The sequence below is a fragment of the Streptomyces sp. MAI_2237 genome (assembly GCF_054189285.1).
Genome location: NZ_JAJPGQ010000003.1, coordinates 148,385 through 167,949 on the forward strand (window position 1 = coordinate 148,385; position 19,565 = coordinate 167,949).

Here is a 19,565-nt window from a genome sequence, read left to right on the forward strand (position 1 = left end):
TCACTGCTGACCGCCCTCGAACGGCCCAGACACGCCCAGACACGCCCAGAGGGGCCCTACGGCAGATTTACAGCGGGCTTCGTCCACCTTTCCCCAACGGCGGTTTCTTCACGCCGCAACAGTGTCGGGGAACACCTGGTGGACCGGAGGTTCTCTACGTCGGCCCTGCCTCCCTCCACGCCAAGCGTCGGTCAGGCATCAACTCTGACCAATCAGTCGACCGTGACAGAGGACTGAGACGCTGCGAGGCTGCGCCGGGTGAGAGTGCTCGGGTGGGTCCCGCCGAGGACGGCACGCTTGCGGGCGAGGACGGCCTCAAAATCGCCGCGAGCCTGCTCCACCTCGACAGATGGAGCAGAAGATGCCGCTCCGAGCCTGCGGCCCGGCCGCTCACCTCCTCCGACCATCTCATCTTCGAGCTCGCAGCACGGACCAGCCGCTTCATAAGGCTTTGGCCCTCCTCTGTTCGGACGGGAAATCTCTGCCCCTGTCGCCGCAGCTCAAAGGTTTCGATCCGATAACAGGACCAGCTAGTGATCCACAAGGTCTAGAGGAGATCCGTAAGAATCGTAGATGTCATGCGCGCGTCGTTCGCGCGTTCTGCCATTCCTGGAGGGAAAGACGTGAAGTTCAAGAAGGGCGTCGCATCGTTACTTGGGGCCGCCGCACTCCTGGCGGGGTCACTCGTCGGGGTCACCTCAACAAGCGCTAGCGCCATTGACAACTGCGACATCACATACATAATCCGAAACAACTCGAGTGGCGAAGGCACCTTCCAAGGAGCCACTAACCTTCGAGTCAAGCCGTACGCTGCGTGCGGCAACGAGGGAACCTTCGTCTCGGGAACAAAGTTCTACTACTGGTGCTACGTCATCAACAACTACGGAAATAAATGGATTTTCGGCCGGATCGCGGGCACGCAAACTAAGGGCTGGGTATACGACCCGGATGTCTCCTGGGATAGCGGCACGCTGAACCAATGCTAAGCCTTAAGGAGAGCAGGGTGTCTTAGGCGCTCAGTTCGCCTCCACCAGGCAGAGAGACTTCTGGCCGCTCAGCACCGAATCCCCCCGGCCAGGAGCCTCCGCCCTTTCTCCTCCGCCTCGCAGCGCAAGGAACGTATCGCTGTTTGTGAACCCATCCCGCGGGCGCGGTCTTCGCTCAACGCCAGCCTTAATAATCCTCCCGGTCGAGGGTCGCGTTGTGTGAGGCCGGCAACCGGACCGCGACTTCCAGGCCGCCGCCGCGCGTGGCACAACCGTCGCTCTTCCGTCATGGGCGCGCACCACTGCACGGACGATGGAGCGTCCCACACCGACGCTCTTGCCCCTATCTACGCGCTCTGTCCGCCGTCGGCGTCGCCGGCGCGCGGGGCGAACGCCTCCGCACCGGCGAGGTCACCAACCTTTCGCGGACCCGCATCAAGCGAAGAGAGCTGGGAAGCTGCCGGCATCGGCCGCTGCTTCGTGGAGTTTGCGGGCGCCCTTATGGTTACCCGCCCCGTCCGTTCTTCTGCGAGCACCCAAAGAGCTTTTGTGTCGGCAATCTGGGCCTGGGGCTCAGCCGGCCCGGGATCGCCAGCCTGTTCTGGATGCGCACTAAGACCGTGTCCTACGTGGCGAGTCGAACGTTGACGCGATATGGGGGGCGCGTGGAGTTGGATTGTTCCGCACGGATTGCGGGAGATCTCCGAGGCGCTGATCTCCCGTCACAGGTGCGGCCACCAGGAAGCGGAACGCAGGACAAGCCTGATAAGACGCTGTTCGCGGTGATCATCTATGCGCTGCGCCGGTTCCTGATCTGGTCGCGGTCTGGAGTGTGGGCCGACTGCGTGAGGCGGGGTAAACCGACTCGATCGCAAACGTATCGGCGTGCGTATCGCCCGCAAAGGTATCGAGTCAAGCGAAGGATTGGGAGACATGGACCACGGTCTCCGAATTTGTTTCAAGGCCCGAATCGAGCGGGAGCATAGGAAGCCGCTGGTGGCACGTTTCGGAGGACTCCCTCTATCGACAGCGGTCTGGCGAAGATTTTGGACCGCCGGCCTGTCTGGGTAGACTATCCCGCACAGAGAGCTGATCACGCGGCTCTCGGCGGCACCTGCGAGATCTGCGGGAGCGCTGGTGATGTCACGGTGCATCACATCCGCGCCCTTACCGACCTCGCTCACGCCGGATGGCCGCCGTCCGACCGGGCGCGTCATGCTCGACCGGCGCCCCAAAACAGTCGTGGCCTGCGACACCTGCCACGACCGCATCCACGATGCACAGGCGGCCAGATCATTCACGCCGTGATCACTGGAGAGCCGAGTGATAGCGAAAGCGTCAAGCCCGGTTCGGCGGGAGGACGCGAGAAAAAGGAGTTGCCACGGCAGCCACATGGCCGCGCGGCCGACCCAACCTCGTGGCTGTCCGGCTACCGCCGACTCAGAGGTCGTTTTCATCTCTCTTGCCTGTTTATCGACGGATTCTCGATGGCTGAGGATGCGATGCGAAGGAGGCCGCCGGTGTGATTGGGGTCGATGGGCCTTGAGGTGTGACTGTTGGGACGGAGTGCTACTCGTTCCTGTCTCATCCCAGGATGCCTGGCTTCCCAGGCTGCGTGCTTCCGTCGTTGTCGCTGTGCGCCTGGGCGCACTCGTTGAGCAGCGGTACGCGGGAGGCATGCCCAGTCGACGTCCTTATCCAAGCGATCTGTCCGATGCCCGCTGGGAGTTGGTCGAGCCGGTCCTGGCGGCCTGGCGCTTCGAGCGCCGTGGCAGAGCTCTGGACTTCGGCCGGCCGCCCGAGCATGACCTGCGCGACATCATGGACGCGATCTTGTATGTGGACCGCACCGGCGTCCAATGGCCCACCTCCCACACGCCTTCCCGCACTGGAACACGGTCTACGGCTACTTCGCCAGGTGGCAGCAGGAAGGCGTATTCACCCAGCTCAACGGCCTGCTCAGGCAACTCTTACGACAGAGGGAGGGCCGGGAGGCCGAACCGTCAACCTGCGTGATCGACGCGCAGAGCGTGAAAACCTCCACCAGTGTGCTCGCCACCAGCCAGGGCATCGACGCCGGCAAGAAGATCGTCGGACGGAAACGGAGCATCGTCACCGACACCATCTGTCTTCTGCTCGCCGTGCTGGTCACCGCGGCAAGCGTGCAGGACTCCATCTCCGGCACCCAGCTCCTGGACCATGTCGCCGTGGGCCTGTATCGCCGCCCTAGAAGCCACCGTGCCTGCAGAGTCGCATCGTCGTCGGCACCGTCTCAGCCGCGCCGAGCGCGGCGGTCGACGACGGACTACTCAGCAAGAACCCGTGCCGGGCCCGCACGGTGCAACTCCCGAAGCTCGGCAAGCCCCGTGTGGTCCCCTGGACGGCTGTGCAGGTATTCAACGTACGGGCCGCCCTCGAACCGCGCTTCCGGGCCACCGTGAACCCCGGAGCAGGATGCGGCCTACGACAGGGTGAGATCTTCGATCTGTCGGTCGATGAACTCAACTATGAGGGCGGATGGTTGACACTCGGCCACCAGCTCAAGCGCATTCGCGGGAAGTACGTGTTTGCCCTGCCGAAGGGCGGCAAGGTCCGTGACGTGCCTCTCCCTAAGGCTGCGGCCGCCGCCCTGCAGGACCCTCCAAGGAATTCGCCCCGATGGACGTGACACTTCCCTGGCGTACGTCAGACGGCCCGCCGGTGACGAAGTGCTCTTGTTCAGCGGGGTCGGAGGCAATCACGTCCGCGTGAGCAACTTCAACGCACACCACTGGAAACTCGCTCTGGCGGCCGCAGCGGTCATCACGGAGCCTGAGCGCGGCGAAGGGTATGCGTCGGCCCCCGAGGACGGCATGCACGCGCTCAGGCGCAGGGGCACACCACCCAACGAGAGCTCCCGAGCGGGCCAACCATCCCGAGCGTCCGCCCGTTCAACATCACGGCCCACAGACGGCCCCGCTGCTCCCTCGCAGCTTCTACCAGTGACATACGACCTGTTCAGCAGCATCCCGCATGGCGGGCTGGTCAATCCAACTACTCTGGCCCTGTACACCGGCACCGCGATTCCGATCGACAACTGGCGTTCACGTATGTGGCTGGATACCTGGGTGTAGCCGGTTTCCTCGCCAACATGGGCAACTTCCCTCACCCCTCCCCCTCCCGCCGCCTACAGTGCGGAGGATCGATGTATGGGGAACGGGGAGAGAGATGGCCAAGGGGGTCAAGGTCGCCGTCATAGGCAGCGTGTTCGCCGTGATGGTGGGCGGCGCCGGGTACGGCGCCTTCAACATCGTGTCGGCGCTGAACGGTGACGGCGACGGCGGAGCGGCGTCCGTGAAGACGGGGCCGCCGAGCAAGGACGAGATCGAGGAGACGTCGGCGAAGTTCCTGGCCGCCTGGTCGAAGGGGGAGGCGGCCAGAGCGGCGACGTACACGAACGACGACGCGGGCGCCGAGCCGCTGCTGACGGCCTACGGCGAGAGCGCGCACATCAAGAAGGTGAAGATCACCCCGGGCGCTGCGAGCGGGGCGACGGTGCCCTTCACGGTCAGGGCGACGGTGTCGTACGACGGCAGGTCCAAGCCGCTGACGTACAAGAGCCAGTTGACGGTCGTGCGGGGCAGGACCACCGGGCGGGCGCTGGTGGACTGGCGGCCGTCGGTCGTCCATCCGCAGCTCAAGACGGGCGACACGCTGGTCACCGGGGAGTCGGCGAGCCCCGAGATCGAGGCCGTGGACCGCGACGGGGCCGTGCTGACCAAGGAGAAATACCCCTCGCTCGGGCCCGTCATCGACACCCTGCGCCAGCGCTACGGCGACCAGGCGGGCGGCACTCCCGGGATCGAGCTGGCCGTCCACCACCAGGCGGAGGGGGTGGCCGACACCTCGCTGGTGACCCTCGCCAAGGGAAAGGCGGGCCGGCTGCGGACCACGATCAGCGCGAGCGCGCAGGCGGCGGCCGAGACGGCGGTGAAGAAGTTCGACCAGTCGTCGGTGGTGGCCGTCAAGCCCAGCACCGGTGAGGTGCTGGCGGTGGCCAACAACCGCAGGGACCAGTTCAACGCGGCCTTCGAGGGCGAGGTCGCGCCCGGCTCGACGATGAAGATCATCACTGCCGCGATGCTCATCGACAACGGCGTGACCTCGATGAACGGCCCGGCGCCCTGTCCGCCGAGCGCCACCTGGCAGAGCCAGACCTTCACCAACCTCAAGAACATGCCGCCCAACGAGAACGCCACGCTCGCCAACAGCTTCCTGCGTTCCTGCAACACCGCCTTCATCAAGCTCATCGACGAGAAGCCGCTCACCGACTCCTCGCTCACACAGGAGGCCCAGGACCGCTTCGGGCTCGGCCGGGACGACTGGAAGACCGGCATCACCTCCTTCGACGGCAAGGTCCCCGCGGTCAGCGGCCCGGACCGCGCCGCCAACGCGATCGGCCAGGGTCAGGTGCAGATGAGCCCGCTGAACATGGCGTCGGTCACCGCGACCGCCATCACCGGCAGCTTCCGCCAGCCGTACCTGGTCCCGCCGAGCCTGGACGACCGCGAACTGGCCACCGCGAAGGGGCTGTCGGCGAGCACGTCCGCCCAGCTGAGGCAGATGATGCGGCTCACCGCGACCCAGGGGACGGCGGTGAACGCCATGGCCGGGCTCCGCGGGGACATCGGCGCCAAGACCGGTTCGGCGGAGGTCGACGGGCAGGCCGTGTCCAACAGCTGGTTCACCGGTTTCCGCGACGACATGGCGGCCGCGGCCATGACCGAGGAGGGCGGCCACGGCGGCACGGCGGCGGGCCCGATTGTCGCAGCTGTGCTACGGACGGCAGGCTGAAGTTTCCCCTCCGCTTGGGGACTCTAGGCTGTTGCAGTCGTTGGGATGGTTGAGGGCAACGGGGACCCTGGGGATACAGCGGAGGAACGGGAACTGTGGGCAACAGAAGGCGCGTCGCCGAGCGACGGAAGAGCGGGCCCGCCGTCATCGGCGGGATGATCGCCGTGGTCGTCGGCGGCGCCGGCCTCGGCGCCTACGCGCTCTACGGCCACGGGGCCTCGGCCGACGACGGGAGCACCTCGGCGTCCGCGGGCGACCACAAGCACGTCAAGACCGGCCCGCTGTCGGCCACCGAGGTGCAGACCGCCGCGACGAAGTTCCTGACGTCGTGGAAGGCGGGCAAGGCTGCTCAGGCCGCCGCCGTCACGAACGACCCGACGGCGGCCGGCTCCCTGCTCACCGGCTACACCAAGGACGCCCACATCATGGGCGTCACCCTCACCCCGGGCACCCGGACCGGCGACAAGGTCCCCTTCTCGGTCAAGGGCACCGTCGCGTACAAGGGCATCAGCACGTCGCTGACGTACGCCAGTTCGCTGACCGTCGTACGCGACAAGGAGACCGGCAAGCCGCTGGTCGACTGGCACTCCTCCGTCGTCCACCCGGATCTGAAGGACGGCGACAAGCTGGTCACCGGCGAGGCGGGCACGCCACCGGTCAAGGCCTACGACCGTGACGGCGGCGAGCTGACGACCGCCAAGTACCCGTCGCTCGGCCCGGTCCTGGACGGCCTGCGCGAGAAGTACGGCAAGATCGCCGGCGGCAAGGCGGGGATCGAGCTGGACGTCGTGCGCGGCAAGGCCTCGCAGAAGGCCAAGCTGTCCGACAAGACCCTGCTGACGCTGACCAAGGGCACCCCCGGCAAGGTGACGACGACGCTGAACCCCGCCTTCCAGGCGGCGGCCGAACGGCAGGTCGCCGCGAAGGACCGGTCCTCGGTCGTGGTCGTGCGTCCGTCGACGGGCGAGATCCTGGCCGTGGCGAATCACAACCCCGGCTTCAACGTGGCCTTCCAGGGCTCCCTGGCCCCCGGCTCCACGATGAAGGTCGTGACGTCGACGATGCTGTTCGAGAAGGGGCTCGTCAAACCGGACCAGTCGCACCCCTGCCCCAAGAAGTACAAGCTCGCGGGCTGGACCTTCCACAACGACGACAACTCCGAGATCAAGCACGGCAGCTTCAAGCTGGCCTTCGGCGCCTCCTGCAACAACGCCTTCATCAACTTCGCCCCGAAGCTGTCGAACAGCGACCTGACGACGGAGGCCCAGCAGGTCTACGGCCTCGGCATGAACAACTGGGCCATCGGCGTCCCGACCTTCGACGGCTCGGTCCCGGTGCAGAGCGGCGCGCAGATGGGTGCCTCGCTGATCGGCCAGGGCGGGGTGCGCATGAACCCGCTGAACATGGCGTCGGTGTCGGCGACCGTGGAGTCCGGCGTCTTCCGCCAGCCGTACCTGGTCTCGCCCGACGTGGACCACCGCACGCTGGCGAAGGCCTCCCGGACGATGTCGTCGCAGACGCAGGGCTGGCTGAAGGAGGTCATGCGGTACACGGCGGGCTACGGTACGGCGGCCAAGGCGATGTCCGGGGTGAGCGGTGACGTCGGCGCGAAGACGGGCTCGGCGGAGGTCGACGGCCAGAAGAAGCCGAACGGCTGGTTCACCGCCTACCGGGGCGACCTCGCGGCGGCCGGTGTGGTCCAGGCGGGCGGTCACGGAGGCGACACGGCCGGCCCGATCGTGGCGGCGCTGCTGAAGATGGGCTGAGCGACGGCGTTCCGGGCGCCGGGGGCGCGGGCGGTGCCGGTCAGCGGCTGACGGGCGCCCCCGCCAGGTACGTGCGGCGCAGGAACCTGAGCAGTGCCTTCGTCTCGAACTGCACGACCGAGACGCCCTGCGCCGAGTGGAACTCGACGACCGCCTGCACGCGGCCGCACGGCCACACGCGGACCGGTCCGGTGCCGACGGGGGCGCGCAGGCCTTGTTCGAGGAGTGAGCGGGAGCAGGTCCATTCACGGGTGCCCGGCAGGTCGAACCGCACCGTGCGCGGGTCGGTCTCGGGGTCGTAGCGCAGGACGACGGGGACCGCCTCGTCGATCGGTATCGCGTCGTCGGAGACGATATGGGCTCGCGCGTACTGTTCGACTACAGACATCGTGATGCCCTCTCACGCTGCGTGACCTGTGTGGAATCTGTGCGTCCACCCCTTTCCAATGTCCCATATTTTCTGATTCACGCCTCTTGACGGATGGGCATCGGGCTGAGATACGACTGACTCGCTCTTGCAAGAGGTTCGCAACAAGGCACTATCATCGAACGGTGCATGTGCCTGACGGATTCATCAACGCGCCCACCTCGGCCGCGACCGGCGTGGTCGCCGCCGCCGCCGTCGCCGTGAGCCTGCGCGGCGCGCGACGCGAACTGGACGAACGCACCGCCCCGTTGGCCGGTCTGGTCGCGGCGTTCATCTTCGCGGTGCAGATGCTCAACTTCCCCGTCGCGGCCGGTACCAGCGGGCACCTGCTCGGCGGGGCGCTGGCGGCGATCCTCGTCGGCCCGTACACCGGGGTGCTCTGCGTCTCCGTGGTCCTGCTCATGCAGGGGATCCTCTTCGCGGACGGCGGACTGACCGCGCTCGGCGTGAACATCACGGACATGGCGATCGTCACGACGGTCGTCTCCTACGCCGTCTTCCGCCTCCTGGTGAAGGCGCTGCCGCGCGGGCGGCGCTCGGTCACCGTCGCCTCCTTCGCCGCCGCGCTGCTGTCGGTGCCGGCCGCCGCGGTGGCGTTCACGTTCATCTACGCCGTCGGCGGGACGACCGACGTCTCCCTCGGCAAGGTCGCCACCGCGATGATCGGCGTGCACGTGCTCATCGGGCTCGGGGAGGCGGTGATCACTGCGCTGACGGTGGGCGCGGTGATCGCCGTGCGCCCGGATCTCGTGCACGGCGCGCGCGGCCTGCGCCAGCGCCTGAAACTGCGCGTGAACGGCGCGCTCGTGGACGTACCGGCGCCCGACGAGGCGCGCACGGCGCCCGTCGCGGCGCGCACCTCCCGCCGCGCGCTGTGGATCACCGGTCTCGCGACCTCCCTGGTCCTGGCCGGCTTCGTCAGCTTCTACGCCTCCTCCAGCCCCGACGGACTGGAGAAGGTCGCGCACGACAAGGGCATCGACAAGAAGGCCCAGCGGCACCACTCGGCCGACTCGCCGCTGGCCGACTACGGCGTCAAGGACGTCGAGGACGCCCGCCTGTCCGGGGGGCTGGCGGGCGTGATCGGCGTCGGTGTGACGGTGGTCGCGGGGAGCGCGGTGTTCTGGGTCGTGCGCCGCAGGCGTACGCCAGACGTCTCGCCGACGAGCACGAGCGCCGCCTGACATGGGCGCGGATGGGGGTACCTCCCGCGTGAGCGAATTCGAGCGTGGGGGAGCGCACAAGCTCTACCGGCACGGGCACTCCCCCGTGCACGCCCTGCCTCCCCACACCAAGCTCGCCGCAGCCTTCGCCTTCGTGGTGGTCGTCGTCTCGACCCCGCGGGAGGCGATGTGGGCGTTCGGTCTGTACGCCGTCCTCCTGGGCGCCGTCGCGCACCGCGCGCGCGTGCCCGCGGGCTTCGTCCTCAAGCGGCTGCTGATCGAGGTGCCGTTCGTGGCGTTCGCGGTGCTGATGCCGTTCGTCGCGGAGGGCGAGCGGGTCGACGTCCTGGGGGTGTCCCTGAGCGTCAACGGCCTGTGGGGGGCGTGGAACGTGCTCGCCAAGGGCACGCTCGGCGTCGCCACCTCGGTCCTGCTGGCCTCCACCACCGAACTGCGCGAACTGCTGCTGGGCCTGCAGCGGTTGAAGCTCCCGCCGCTGCTCGTCCAGATCGCCTCCTTCATGATCCGCTACGGCGACGTCATCACCGACGAGATGCGGCGCATGCGGATCGCGCGGGAGTCGCGCGGGTTCGAGGCGCGGGGCGTGCGGCACTGGGGGGTGCTCGCGAAGAGCGCGGGCGCCCTGTTCATCCGCTCCTACGAGCGCGGGGAGCGCGTGCACCTGGCCATGGTCAGCCGCGGGTACGCCGGTTCGATGCCGGTCATCGACGAGGTGACCGCGTCCCGGGCCCAGTGGTCGTACGCCCTCGCCCTCCCTCTCACCGCCTTTGTCGTCTGCCTGCTGGGATGGACCCTGTGACTGTCGAGACGCCTTCTCTGGACGTGGCCGGACTGGCCTTCGCCTACCCGGACGGCCACCAGGCGCTGTTCGGCGTGGACTTCCGCATCGAGCGCGGCGAACGGGTCGCGCTGCTCGGCCCGAACGGTGCGGGCAAGACGACCCTCGTGCTCCACCTCAACGGCATCCTGACCGGCGGCGCGGGGACGGTGACCGTCGCCGGGCTGCCCGTAGGCAAGCGGCACATGGCGGAGATCCGGCGCCGGGTCGGGATCGTCTTCCAGGACCCGGACGACCAGCTGTTCATGCCGACGGTGCGCGAGGACGTGGCGTTCGGGCCGGCGGCGGCCGGGCTCAGGGGCGCGGAACTGGAGGAGCGGGTCGACCGGGCGCTCGCGCAGGTCGGCATGGCGGAGTTCAAGGAGCGTCCCCCGCACCACCTCTCCTTCGGGCAGCGGCGCCGCGTCGCCGTCGCCACCGTCCTCGCCATGGAGCCGGAGATCCTCGTCCTGGACGAGCCCTCCTCCAACCTCGACCCGGCCTCGCGCCGCGAACTGGCCGACATCCTGCGCTCCCTGGACGTGACGGTCCTGATGGTCACCCATGACCTGCCGTACGCCCTGGAGCTGTGCCCACGCTCCCTGATCCTCAGCGACGGGGTGATCGCCGCGGACGGCGCGACGGGCGACCTCCTCTCCGACGACGCCCTCATGCGCGCCCACCGGCTGGAGCTTCCCTACGGCTTCGATCCCCGTTCGGTGACGGCGGGCACGGCCCGTCCGTGACAATGGGCGCGTGACGAACGAGCACCCCACGCCGGCCGCGCCCTCGCCCCTGCTCGACGACCAGCTCTGCTTCGCGCTGTACGCGGCGCAGCGCGCGGTGACCGCCGCCTACCGCCCGGTGCTGGAGGAACTCGGCCTCACCTACCCCCAGTACCTGGTGCTGCTCGTCCTGTGGGAGCGCGGCGAGACGACGGTGAAGGAGCTCGCCGCCGCCCTGCGGCTCGACTACGGCACGGTGTCGCCGTTGCTCAAGCGGCTGGAGAGCGCCGGGGTGGTGCGCCGGGAGCGCGCGGCCCACGACGAGCGCTCGGTGCTCGTCGCGTGCACGGGGCGCGGAGAGGAACTGCGGGAGCGTGCGGCGTGCGTGCCGGGCGCCCTGCTCACGGCGACGGGGCTCGGCGCCGAAGAGGTCGCGCGGTTGCGCGACGAGTTGTGGCGGCTCACGGAAAGGGCGCACGGTGCGGCCGAGCGCCCCTCCTGACGGGCGCGCGCCGCACACCTCCACAACGCACCTCCACAACGCGCCCCACCTCCCGTTACCCCCGGTTGCAGGCCCCCGGCCCCTCACACCGACCTACCGGCCAGTACCTTGTGCACGATGTACTCGCGCGCACTCGTTCTGGGGGGCCATCCATGAGCGCCATGAGCGACGACCTCACCGTCGACACCGAGACCGGCACGGGCACCGGCACGGACACCCGTCCGACGAAGATCATGTATGTCGCCGAGGCGACCGCGCACGGCGGCCGGAACGGCTTCGTCACCAGCCAGGACGGCCACATCCAGCTCAAGGTGGCGATGCCGCCGCAGCTCGGCGGCGACGGCGACGGCACCAACCCCGAGCAGCTCTTCGCGGCCGGCTACAGCTCCTGCTTCCACAACGCCCTGATCCTCGTCGGCAACCGCGAGGGCTACGACCTGACCGGCTCGACCGTCGCCGCCAAGGTCGGCATCGGCCCGAACAGGACCCGCGGCTACGGCCTGGCGGTCGCCCTCAGCGTCTCCCTGCCGGTCCTGGACCCCGACGTCGCGGCGAAGCTGGTGGACGCGGCGCACGAGGTGTGCCCGTACTCGAACGCGACCCGCGGGAACATCGACGTGACGATTCTGCTTGGTTGAGTAGGAGAGCGGAACGGCGCGAGGAGGAGTACGGACGTGGACGTGAACGGTGCGGTGGCCGAGGGCTTCGAGCCGGTCAGGGAAGCGTTCGTGAAGAACTTCGAGGTGCTCGGGGACCGGGGCGCGGCCGTGTCCGTCTACCGCGACGGGCGCAAGGTCGTGGACCTGTGGGGCGGGACCAGGGACGTCGACGGCACCGAGCCCTGGCGGCGCGGCACCGCGCAGATCGTGCGCTCGGCGACCAAGGGCGTCGCCGCCGCCGTACTCCTGCTGCTGCACCAGCGCGGAGAGCTGGATCTGGACGCGCCGGTCGGCACGTACTGGCCGGAGTTCAAGGCGGCCGGCAAGGAGCGGACGCGGGTGTGGCACCTGCTCGCGCACCGGGCCGGCGTGCCCGTGCTGGACACCCCGCTCACGCCCGAGCAGGCCGCCGACCCGTTCCTCGGCGCCGAGGCGGTCGCGGCCCAGGCGCCGGTGTGGGAGCCGGGGACGGACCACGGCTACCACGCGCAGACGTACAGCTGGCTGACCGGCGAGCTGGTGCGGCGGGTGACCGGGCGGGAGATCGGCGCGTGGATCGCCGAGGAGATCGCGGGCCCGGTCGGCGCGGACCTGTGGCTCGGGCTGCCCGAGGGTGAGCGGGCGCGCGCGGGCCGGGTGGCGCAGATCGATCCCCCGGCCGAGCCGCGCGGTCTCAGGCTCCGCCCCAAGCGGGAGGTCTCCGACGCCTACGCCGACCCCGGTTCGCTCACCCGCCGTGCCTTCGCCGCGATCACGCCGCTGCCCGACGAGAACGACCCCGCCTACCGGGCCGCGGCCCTGCCCGCCTCCAACGGCGTCGCGACGGCGGACGGACTGGCCCGCTTCTACGCCTCGCTGATCGGCGAAGTGGACGGCGGCGGCCGCCTGTTCACGCCGGAGACGGTCGAGCTGGCCCGCGCGGAGCGCAGCGCCGGGCCGGACCGCGTGCTGGTCGTGGCGACCCGGTACGGCCTGGGCTACATGCTGCACGGAGCGGCTTCCCCGCTGCTGTCCCCCACCTCCTTCGGCCACCCTGGGCGCGGCGGCGCCCTCGGCTTCGCCGACCCCGAGTCGGGCGTCGCCTTCGGGTATGTGACCAACGGTTTCAGGAAGAGCGTGACGGCGGACCCGAGGGCGCAGGCCCTCGTCCGGGCGCTGCGCGTGTCCCTAGGATCCGCCTGACGCTCAGACGTGGATCGGGTGGGAGGTCCGGCCGGAGGCCGAGTCGATCTCGCCGTGCGCCTTGGTGAGCAGTTGCATGGCGAGTTCGTTCAGCGCCCGCGCGCCGGCGATCTCCTCGCCGACCCTCGGCTGATTGGAGTCGGTGTGGTGGCGGCTCGCGTGCCCGTGGGCCCGTACCTCGGACCCGTCGGGCAGGCGAACCATCGCGACGGCGCGTGTGTGCGTCTCGTCCTCGCTGAACTCCATCTCCACGTGCCATCCCACAGCGGTGTGCATCATGACGATCACCTCCGGAACACCTGCTTCCAGAGTGCTCCCGGGGGCTGTTTCGCGCGAGGGGTGCCGGGTCAGCCGTCGGACTCCGCCGACGGGAGGTAGGCGCCGGGCACGTCGTTCGGTGTGTAGACCTTCTTGTCGCCGGGGTAGGGCTTGGTCCAGTTGTGGGTCTGGTACCAGGTGTAGCGGTTCATCTGCTCGTTGTTGGCGTAGTCGGGCACGGCGTGCGGGCCGGTCAGGCGCTGGTGGGAGGCCCAGGTCTTCCAGGCGTCCGCGAGCGCCTGCTTGGCCTCCGGGACCGCGGCGGACGTCGGGGCGGCGGCGGCCGAGGGGTCCTGCGGCGCCGGGGTGTCGGAGCCGCAGGGCGGCTGGGGGCTGACGCCGAGGGTCAGGGAGGTGCGGTTGGGGACGGCCGTGAACGGCGTGCCGTCGGGCTTCAGGGTGAAGGCGCCGTACATCGGGGTGGCGGCGCTGTCCTTCTGGTTCATCGGGTGGATCCCGAGGATCTGCTCGATGGTGCGCATCATCGTGATCTGCGAGTAGTAGTGGCTGTCGACCGTGTCGCGCTGCGCCCAGGGGCTGATGATCTGGACCGGGGCGCGGTGGCCGTCGACGTGGTCGAGGCCGTTCTGGGAGTCGTCCTCGACGATGAAGATCGCCGAGTCCTTCCAGTACCTGCTGTGGGAGATCTCGTCGACCATGCGGCCGACGGCGAGGTCGTTGTCGGCGACCTCGGCGGCGGCGTTGGCCGGGCCGCCGGTGTGGTCGTTGGAGAACCAGAACATGTTGAGGTTCGCCGGGCCGTTCTTCTCGAAGTCCTGCTTCCAGATCTGTTCCTTGTAGATGTCCGGGACGTCGAGGTCGAACATCGGGAAGCCCTGCACGGACACCTTGTTCAGCGAGGGGATCGCCGAGCCGGTCTGGATGGGGTACTGGGTCTGCGCGCCGGTGGCCTCCATGTTCTTGCTGTCGCAGTACAGGTTCTGCCAGGTCGCGCCGGCCGGCTTGCTCTCCAGGGACTGGAACTCGCCGAAGTCCTTGACGGACCTGCCGGCCGCCTGCGCGCCGCTCCAGATGAAGCCGGACTTCTGGTGGCCGAGGGCGTCGTTCTCAGTGTCGTAGCTGCGCTGGTACTCGCCGGCGGAGGACTCGGTGTACTCCGGGTTGTCCGACTGCATCAGCCAGTTGTGGCCCTCGGCGGAGTTCGTGCCGACGTCGTAGAAGTTGTCGTAGAGCCCGAACTGGTCGGCCATGGCGTGCTGGTTGGGGGTGACGTTCTCGCCGAACGTCGTCAGCGAGGAGTCGCCGTCGCCCTGGGGCAGGTCGCCGTAGACCTGGTCGTAGGTGCGGTTCTCCTTCACCAGCAGGAAGACGTGCTTGATCGTCGAGGGGTCGCCCAGGCGCAGCGGGACGGGGAGCGCGGGAACGTGGCTCTTGCCGTTCGAGGTGACGACCGAGCCGGGCGTCCAGCCGTTCTGCCGGAAGACCTTGGCGGTCTGGGCCCGGACGATGTGGTCGTCGGGCAGCGTGAACCGCGTGATGCTGGACGTGGTGTCGTGGGTGCCGTGGCCGGCGGCGGCGGTGGGGCGGCGGGCGTCGATGCCGCGGGTGTTGGAGACGACGATGTCGTCGCCGACGGTGGTGATCTGCGAGGGGAAGTAGTCGGTGGGCAGCAGGCCGACGTAACTGGCGGGTTCCTGCGGGGACTTGTAGTGGTAGACGGCGACGGCGTTCGCGCGGCCGAGGGTGACCAGCAGGCGGCCGTCGTCGGTGAGGGTGACCGCGTTCGGCTCGTAGCCGACCTTCGCCTCCGGCCAGGGCTGGGTCGCGATGGTCTGGACGACCTTGTCCTTGCGGGTGTCGATGACCGAGACGTTGTTGTCGGCCGTGTTGGTGACGAACACCGCGCCCTTCGCGGCGTGGACGGCGGTGGGGTGCAGTCCGACGTCGATGGAGCCGACGGCGGCGGACGGGTCGGTGGTGTCGATGACGCTGACGGTGCCGGTGGTGGTGGCGCCGGTGTCGGGGTTCGCCGGTACGTCGGTGCCGTACGAGTTGATGGTGGTGTCGCCGTCCTTGGCGGGCCGGCCGCCCTCGTTGCTGACGTAGAGCTTGCCGTCGGCCAGGGCGAGGCCGCGCGGGGCGTTGCCGACGGCCCAGCTGTGCTGGACGGTTCCGGTGGCCGCGTCGAGGGCGACGACGCGGTTCTGGCCGTTGACGGCCGCGTACACGGTGGAGCCGTCGGCGGAGAACACGGCGGCGGCCACGAGGGCGTGCTTGGCGCCGTCGGCCGGGATCGGGACGGCCACGGGCTGGGACAGGGTGCCGTCGGAGCCGACGGTGAACCGGGTGTAGCCGTCGGTCTGGCCGAGCCACAGCTGGGTGCCGTCGGGCGAGTAGACGGGGCCCTCCTGGCCGACCGAGGCGCTCTTGATGCGCAGGTCGTCCGCCTTGTTGGTGCCGACCTTCTGGATCACCTGGCCGGTGCTGAGATCCATGATGACCAGGGAGGCGTCGCCGTCGGCGACGGAGGCGGCGAGGTGGCCGCCGTCGGGGCTGACCGTCGACGACATGATCTTGCCGTCGTCGACGACCGTGCGGCTGCCGTACGGCTTGAGGAACTGGTCGCTGGAGACGACCTGTCCCTCCGGGGTGTCCTCGGCGACCTGCCGGCTGCCGAACTGCCACGTCGAGGCGACCGCCGTGCCCGTGACGCCGAGGGCGACGGCGATGCCCGCCGTGACCAGCGCGGCGCGGCGGCCGACGCGTCTGCCGAAGAGGTTGACCTGCTCCTTCTCGTTGACCCGGCGCTGCCGTGTTACCTGCATGGGCCTATCCCTTCGAGGTGGTGTCGAGCAGCTCGACGTTGCCGTCGAACTGCCACAGCGGGTTCGGCGTGTCGCCTGCCGGGGTGCGCAGCAGGAAGTAGCCGTTGACCTCCTTCGGCCCGTCGCCGTCGGCGACGAACCGCCCGTCCGAGGTGACGTCGAGCTGGTAGACGGCCTGGCCCGGCACCGGCACGCCGGGCAGACGCCAGGTGACGACGCAGCGCCAGTCGTTGCCCGCGCCGCGCTGCGCGCCCTGGCCGTCGCTCTTGGTGCAGGCCGCGGTGGTCCGCAGCCGGGCCTCGGTGACGGCGGGGCGGTGGAGCTGTTCGGTCTGCAGGCGGTAAAGGTGCGCGAACGCGGTGGCCGTCGACCGCTGCACCTTGTCCTGCGTGATGCCCGAGCCGGTGGACGGCGTCGACACGGCGACCACGGCGACGGTGAGGGCGGTCAGGCCGGCCAGGGGCAGCAGCCCGAGGGTGATCGCGCGGCGCCCGGCGCCGTCGTAGGCGACATTGGTGAAGTCCCGGCGCAGGAACAGCAGATACGCCAGCGCGGTCGCGAGCACCGCCCACACGAGGCTCACGGTGACGCCGATCAGGAGCGGGGCGAGCTGGGCCGGGGCGGTGAACAGGCCGTTCCAGGAGAGGAAGGCGTAGCCGGGCAGGGCGAGGCGTACGGCGACCGGCAGCGGCAGCATCTGGGCGACCTGCATGCCGAGGGCGACGAGCGGAGGCAGCAGCAGGCCGGTCGGTGACCTGCCCAGCGCGACCGAGCCGAGCAGGCCGATGGCGGCGAGGGCCAGGGTGGGGGCCAGGGCGGCGGCCCAGGCGAGCAGGACGCGTACGGCGGCGTCGGCGGACGCCAGCCGGTGGCCGTCGAGGCCGACCAGGGGCCGGCCGCCGACCGCGGCGAGCCCGCCGGCCGTGCTGGAGAGGGCCAGCCCGGCCACCAGGAGCAGGATGACGGTGAGGCTGGCCAGGGTCTTCGCGACGAAGATCCGGCGGGGTGAGCGGACGGCGACCAGCAGGTGCCGCCAGGTGCCGAGCCGGTCCTCGGAGGCGAAGACGTCGCCCGCGACCAGGGAGGTCAGCAGCGGGAGCGCCCAGGTGCCGGCGAAGCCGAGCATCACCAGCGGCCCGGCCCAGCCGGTGGCGTGCATCCAGCGGCCGAAGAGGGTGTCGGAGGGCAGGGTGCTCTGCTGGGCGACTCCGGCCACGAAGAGGCCCGGCGCGATCCAGCAGGCCAGCACCAGCAGGCGGATGCGCCACTGCGAGACCAGTTTGACCAGTTCGAAGCGGTAGCCGCGCGCGACGGCGACGGGCCCGGCGCCGACGGCCTTGTCGTCGGCGACGGTGGCGGTGCTCATCGGCCGGCCTCCTCGCGCTGGTCGGTGAGGGCGAGGAACGCGGCCTCCAACGGCGAGACCACGGGGGCCAGTTCACGGACCGCGATGCCCGAGCGGACGACCGCGGCCACGAGTTCGTCTAGGGCGGGTACGAGCGCGCGCAGGACGAGCACGTCCGTGTCCTGCCGCGTCCCCGGCTCGTCGACGATCCGGATGCCGGCCGTCTCCGCGGCCAGCCGGCGCGCGGCCTGCGGGTCGGAGGTGCGCAGCCGGTAGTCGAGTTCGCGGTCCTCGGCCGCGAGCTTGGCCGGCGGGCCGGAGAAGACGACCCGGCCGGTGGCGAGGAGGGTGACCTCGGAGCACAGGGCCTCCAGGTCGTCCATACGGTGGCTGGAGAGCACGACGGCGGTGCCGTCCGCGGCGAGCCGGGTGAGGACGCCGTGCACATGCCGCTTGCCGGCCGGATCGAGGCCGTTGGCGGGCTCGTCGAGGACCAGCAGGCGGGGCCTGGTGAGCAGGGCGGCGGCGAGGCCGAGCCGCTGGCGCATGCCGAGGGAGAAGCCGCGGGCCTTGTCGTCGGCGACGTCGGTGAGTCCGACCTGGTCGAGAGCTTCCTCGACGCGGGCCGTTGGCGTGTCCTCGCCGCGCAGCCGGGCCAAAGCGGCGAGGTTCTGCCGGGCGGTCAGGGAGGGGTAGAGGCCGGGCCCGTCCACGAACCCGGCGACGCCGTCGGGCACGCCGAACGCCCGTCCGACCGGCATGCCGAGGATCTCGAGGCCGCCCGCGTCGGCGACGGTCAGGCCCAGCAGCAGGCCGAGCAGCGTCGTCTTGCCGGCGCCGTTCGGACCGACCAGGCCGTGGATTCGGCCCTGCGTCACATCCAGGTCGACGGCGTCGAGTGCGACGACCTCGCCGAAGCACTTGGTGACCGCGCGGGCCCGGACCGCGTGGAGTGTGTCCATGAGTCCCCTCTTCCGGAATCCGTCGGGACCCTAGGGACGGCACACAACCCAGGCACAGACGGCCGGCTGAACGTTGGTGGAACGGATCGTCAAGGCATCGACAAATCGTGTGCACGACAACCAGATGCGGAGGCGCGCTTGGCCAACGCTTGGCGATACGTTCCGGACAACGTTGCCGGGTCCCGGAGAAGGGCGGGAGCGGGCGGCGTCACTGCGAGCCTGCGGCCACCAAGGTCGCGGTGATGGGTTCGAGTTCGGTGATCAGTTCGTCGAGTTCGGCGGGGGACAGGGCGTCGTAGGGCGGGGCGGCGAGTTCGTCGGTGAGCGTTTCGATGCGTTGTTTGGTCGCACGGCCGGCGTCGGTGAAGTGGCCGTCGGTGTCGACGAGTCCGCGTTCGCGCAGGCCGTCCATGACCGCGGTCAGGCGCTCTTTCGGCAGGTGGTGGATGCGTCCGAACGACTCCGGGGGGTGGATGCCCTGTTCCAGGGCGGAGAGCACGTGGGCCTCCGTGCCGCCGATGCGCGCACCGACGAGAGCGGCGATGTGGCCGTCGCCGCGGTGCTCGCGCAGCATGGTCGCGGAATGCCACAGCCGGGCGACGGGGTCGCCGGGTACCTCGAGGGTGCGCATCCCGGCGTACATCACCCGGCCTTCGGTGGGGGCGCTCGTCGCGGCCTTGGTGGTGAGGTCCGCGGCGCGCACCAGGCCCGAGGAGCCGGCCAGCCCGTCGCCGAGGATGCGCCGCAGGGAGGCCGCGCTGCCCCGCTCCCGCGCGGCGACGGAGGCGGCGGGCGGAATCGTCTCCCAGGCGCTGGGGATGTGCCGTGCGGCTTCCCCGTCGGCGAAGTTGTAGAAGGCCGCGTGCACGACTTGGGCCGGCACCCGTCCCAGGGGGGCGGCGCGGCCGGCGAAGTAGCCGTCCCAGTAGGTGCGGTGGCCGAGTGCGGCCATTTCCTCGTTGCACTCGTCGGCCAAGTAGGTGACCAGGCAGATCGGCTCCAGGAGCTCGAACATGCGGCGGGCGACGTGAGTCCTCGGCTCCGGGCGCGACGTGGCCATCGGGTTCTCCCTC

General features: G+C 69.8%; 17 protein-coding genes and 2 pseudogenes. 13 read left to right on the forward strand and 6 right to left on the reverse strand.

Annotated features, from left to right (window positions below):
* Positions 1–578: 578 nt before the first annotated feature.
* The 7 genes and pseudogenes from LN251_RS10910 to LN251_RS10940 all read left to right on the forward strand — a co-directional run bounded on the left by LN251_RS10910 (position 579) and on the right by LN251_RS10940 (position 7,585).
* Positions 579–986, forward strand: coding sequence for a hypothetical protein (locus LN251_RS10910; protein ID WP_458244256.1), 408 nt, complete (start codon positions 579–581; stop codon positions 984–986).
* A gap of 654 nt (positions 987–1,640) precedes the next feature.
* A pseudogene (locus LN251_RS10915) lies at positions 1,641–1,916 on the forward strand (hypothetical protein); the annotation flags it as partial.
* A gap of 747 nt (positions 1,917–2,663) precedes the next feature.
* Positions 2,664–3,193, forward strand: a pseudogene (locus LN251_RS10920) (IS5 family transposase); the annotation flags it as partial.
* Positions 3,194–3,372: 179 nt separating this feature from the next.
* Positions 3,373–3,654, forward strand: a complete 282-nt coding sequence (locus tag LN251_RS10925; RefSeq protein ID WP_458246809.1) for a hypothetical protein — start codon at positions 3,373–3,375, stop codon at positions 3,652–3,654.
* Between the two features lie 313 nt (positions 3,655–3,967).
* Complete coding sequence (locus tag LN251_RS10930) at positions 3,968–4,099, forward strand: hypothetical protein (RefSeq protein ID WP_458246810.1); 132 nt, start codon at positions 3,968–3,970, stop codon at positions 4,097–4,099.
* 94 nt (positions 4,100–4,193) lie between these two features.
* Positions 4,194–5,819 (forward strand): penicillin-binding transpeptidase domain-containing protein, encoded by a 1,626-nt coding sequence (locus LN251_RS10935; RefSeq protein WP_458244257.1) that lies wholly within the window; start codon positions 4,194–4,196, stop codon positions 5,817–5,819.
* Positions 5,820–5,914: 95 nt separating this feature from the next.
* Positions 5,915–7,585, forward strand: coding sequence for a penicillin-binding transpeptidase domain-containing protein (locus LN251_RS10940; RefSeq protein WP_458244258.1), 1,671 nt, complete (start codon positions 5,915–5,917; stop codon positions 7,583–7,585).
* A gap of 40 nt (positions 7,586–7,625) precedes the next feature.
* Here LN251_RS10940 and LN251_RS10945 read toward each other — a convergent pair whose 3' ends face one another.
* Entirely contained in the window at positions 7,626–7,973 is a 348-nt protein-coding gene (locus tag LN251_RS10945) for an SsgA family sporulation/cell division regulator (protein ID WP_458244259.1), read from the reverse strand.
* Between the two features lie 164 nt (positions 7,974–8,137).
* On the opposite strand from LN251_RS10945, the gene LN251_RS10950 reads away from it, so the two are divergent.
* The 6 genes from LN251_RS10950 (at position 8,138) to LN251_RS10975 (ending at position 13,081) form a co-directional block, all read left to right on the forward strand.
* Entirely contained in the window at positions 8,138–9,196 is a 1,059-nt protein-coding gene (locus tag LN251_RS10950; protein ID WP_458244260.1) for an energy-coupling factor ABC transporter permease, read from the forward strand.
* Positions 9,197–9,224: 28 nt separating this feature from the next.
* Positions 9,225–9,995, forward strand: a complete 771-nt coding sequence (gene cbiQ, locus LN251_RS10955; protein ID WP_458244261.1) for a cobalt ECF transporter T component CbiQ — start codon at positions 9,225–9,227, stop codon at positions 9,993–9,995.
* On the forward strand, positions 9,983–10,759 hold the full coding sequence (locus LN251_RS10960) for an energy-coupling factor ABC transporter ATP-binding protein (protein WP_458244262.1): 777 nt from the start codon (positions 9,983–9,985) through the stop codon (positions 10,757–10,759). The genes cbiQ and LN251_RS10960 overlap by 13 nt, the downstream gene beginning before the upstream one ends.
* 10 nt (positions 10,760–10,769) lie before the next feature.
* Complete coding sequence (locus LN251_RS10965) at positions 10,770–11,240, forward strand: MarR family winged helix-turn-helix transcriptional regulator (RefSeq protein WP_458244263.1); 471 nt, start codon at positions 10,770–10,772, stop codon at positions 11,238–11,240.
* A 161-nt stretch (positions 11,241–11,401) separates the two neighbouring features.
* Positions 11,402–11,878, forward strand: a complete 477-nt coding sequence (locus LN251_RS10970) for an organic hydroperoxide resistance protein (protein ID WP_458246698.1) — start codon at positions 11,402–11,404, stop codon at positions 11,876–11,878.
* Between the two features lie 36 nt (positions 11,879–11,914).
* On the forward strand, positions 11,915–13,081 hold the full coding sequence (locus LN251_RS10975; protein WP_458244264.1) for a serine hydrolase domain-containing protein: 1,167 nt from the start codon (positions 11,915–11,917) through the stop codon (positions 13,079–13,081).
* 3 nt (positions 13,082–13,084) lie between these two features.
* Here LN251_RS10975 and LN251_RS10980 read toward each other — a convergent pair whose 3' ends face one another.
* The 5 genes from LN251_RS10980 to LN251_RS11000 all read right to left on the reverse strand — a co-directional run bounded on the left by LN251_RS10980 (position 13,085) and on the right by LN251_RS11000 (position 19,552).
* Entirely contained in the window at positions 13,085–13,360 is a 276-nt protein-coding gene (locus LN251_RS10980) for a DUF1876 domain-containing protein (protein WP_458244265.1), read from the reverse strand.
* Between the two features lie 68 nt (positions 13,361–13,428).
* Positions 13,429–16,185, reverse strand: coding sequence for a phosphoesterase (locus LN251_RS10985; RefSeq protein WP_458244266.1), 2,757 nt, complete (start codon positions 16,183–16,185; stop codon positions 13,429–13,431).
* Positions 16,186–16,189: 4 nt separating this feature from the next.
* On the reverse strand, positions 16,190–17,551 hold the full coding sequence (locus LN251_RS10990) for an ABC transporter permease (protein ID WP_458244267.1): 1,362 nt from the start codon (positions 17,549–17,551) through the stop codon (positions 16,190–16,192).
* Positions 17,548–18,492, reverse strand: a complete 945-nt coding sequence (locus tag LN251_RS10995; protein ID WP_458244268.1) for an ABC transporter ATP-binding protein — start codon at positions 18,490–18,492, stop codon at positions 17,548–17,550. The genes LN251_RS10990 and LN251_RS10995 overlap by 4 nt, the downstream gene beginning before the upstream one ends.
* Before the next feature lie 208 nt (positions 18,493–18,700).
* Positions 18,701–19,552, reverse strand: a complete 852-nt coding sequence (locus tag LN251_RS11000) for an SCO6745 family protein (RefSeq protein WP_458244269.1) — start codon at positions 19,550–19,552, stop codon at positions 18,701–18,703.
* Positions 19,553–19,565: the final 13 nt, after the last annotated feature.

Excerpts from the sequence above, each read along its gene's own strand:
- LN251_RS11000 (WP_458244269.1), bottom strand. The coding sequence starts at position 19,552 with ATGGCCACGTCGCGCCCGGAGCCGAGGACTCACGTCGCCCGCCGCATG.
- LN251_RS10935 (WP_458244257.1), top strand. The coding sequence starts at position 4,194 with ATGGCCAAGGGGGTCAAGGTCGCCGTCATAGGCAGCGTGTTCGCCGTG.
- LN251_RS10985 (WP_458244266.1), bottom strand. The coding sequence starts at position 16,185 with ATGCAGGTAACACGGCAGCGCCGGGTCAACGAGAAGGAGCAGGTCAAC.
- LN251_RS10960 (WP_458244262.1), top strand. The coding sequence starts at position 9,983 with ATGGACCCTGTGACTGTCGAGACGCCTTCTCTGGACGTGGCCGGACTG.
- LN251_RS10910 (WP_458244256.1), top strand. The coding sequence starts at position 579 with ATGCGCGCGTCGTTCGCGCGTTCTGCCATTCCTGGAGGGAAAGACGTG.
- LN251_RS10990 (WP_458244267.1), bottom strand. The coding sequence starts at position 17,551 with ATGAGCACCGCCACCGTCGCCGACGACAAGGCCGTCGGCGCCGGGCCC.
- LN251_RS10945 (WP_458244259.1), bottom strand. The coding sequence starts at position 7,973 with ATGTCTGTAGTCGAACAGTACGCGCGAGCCCATATCGTCTCCGACGAC.
- LN251_RS10995 (WP_458244268.1), bottom strand. The coding sequence starts at position 18,492 with ATGGACACACTCCACGCGGTCCGGGCCCGCGCGGTCACCAAGTGCTTC.
- LN251_RS10970 (WP_458246698.1), top strand. The coding sequence starts at position 11,402 with ATGAGCGACGACCTCACCGTCGACACCGAGACCGGCACGGGCACCGGC.
- LN251_RS10980 (WP_458244265.1), bottom strand. The coding sequence starts at position 13,360 with ATGATGCACACCGCTGTGGGATGGCACGTGGAGATGGAGTTCAGCGAG.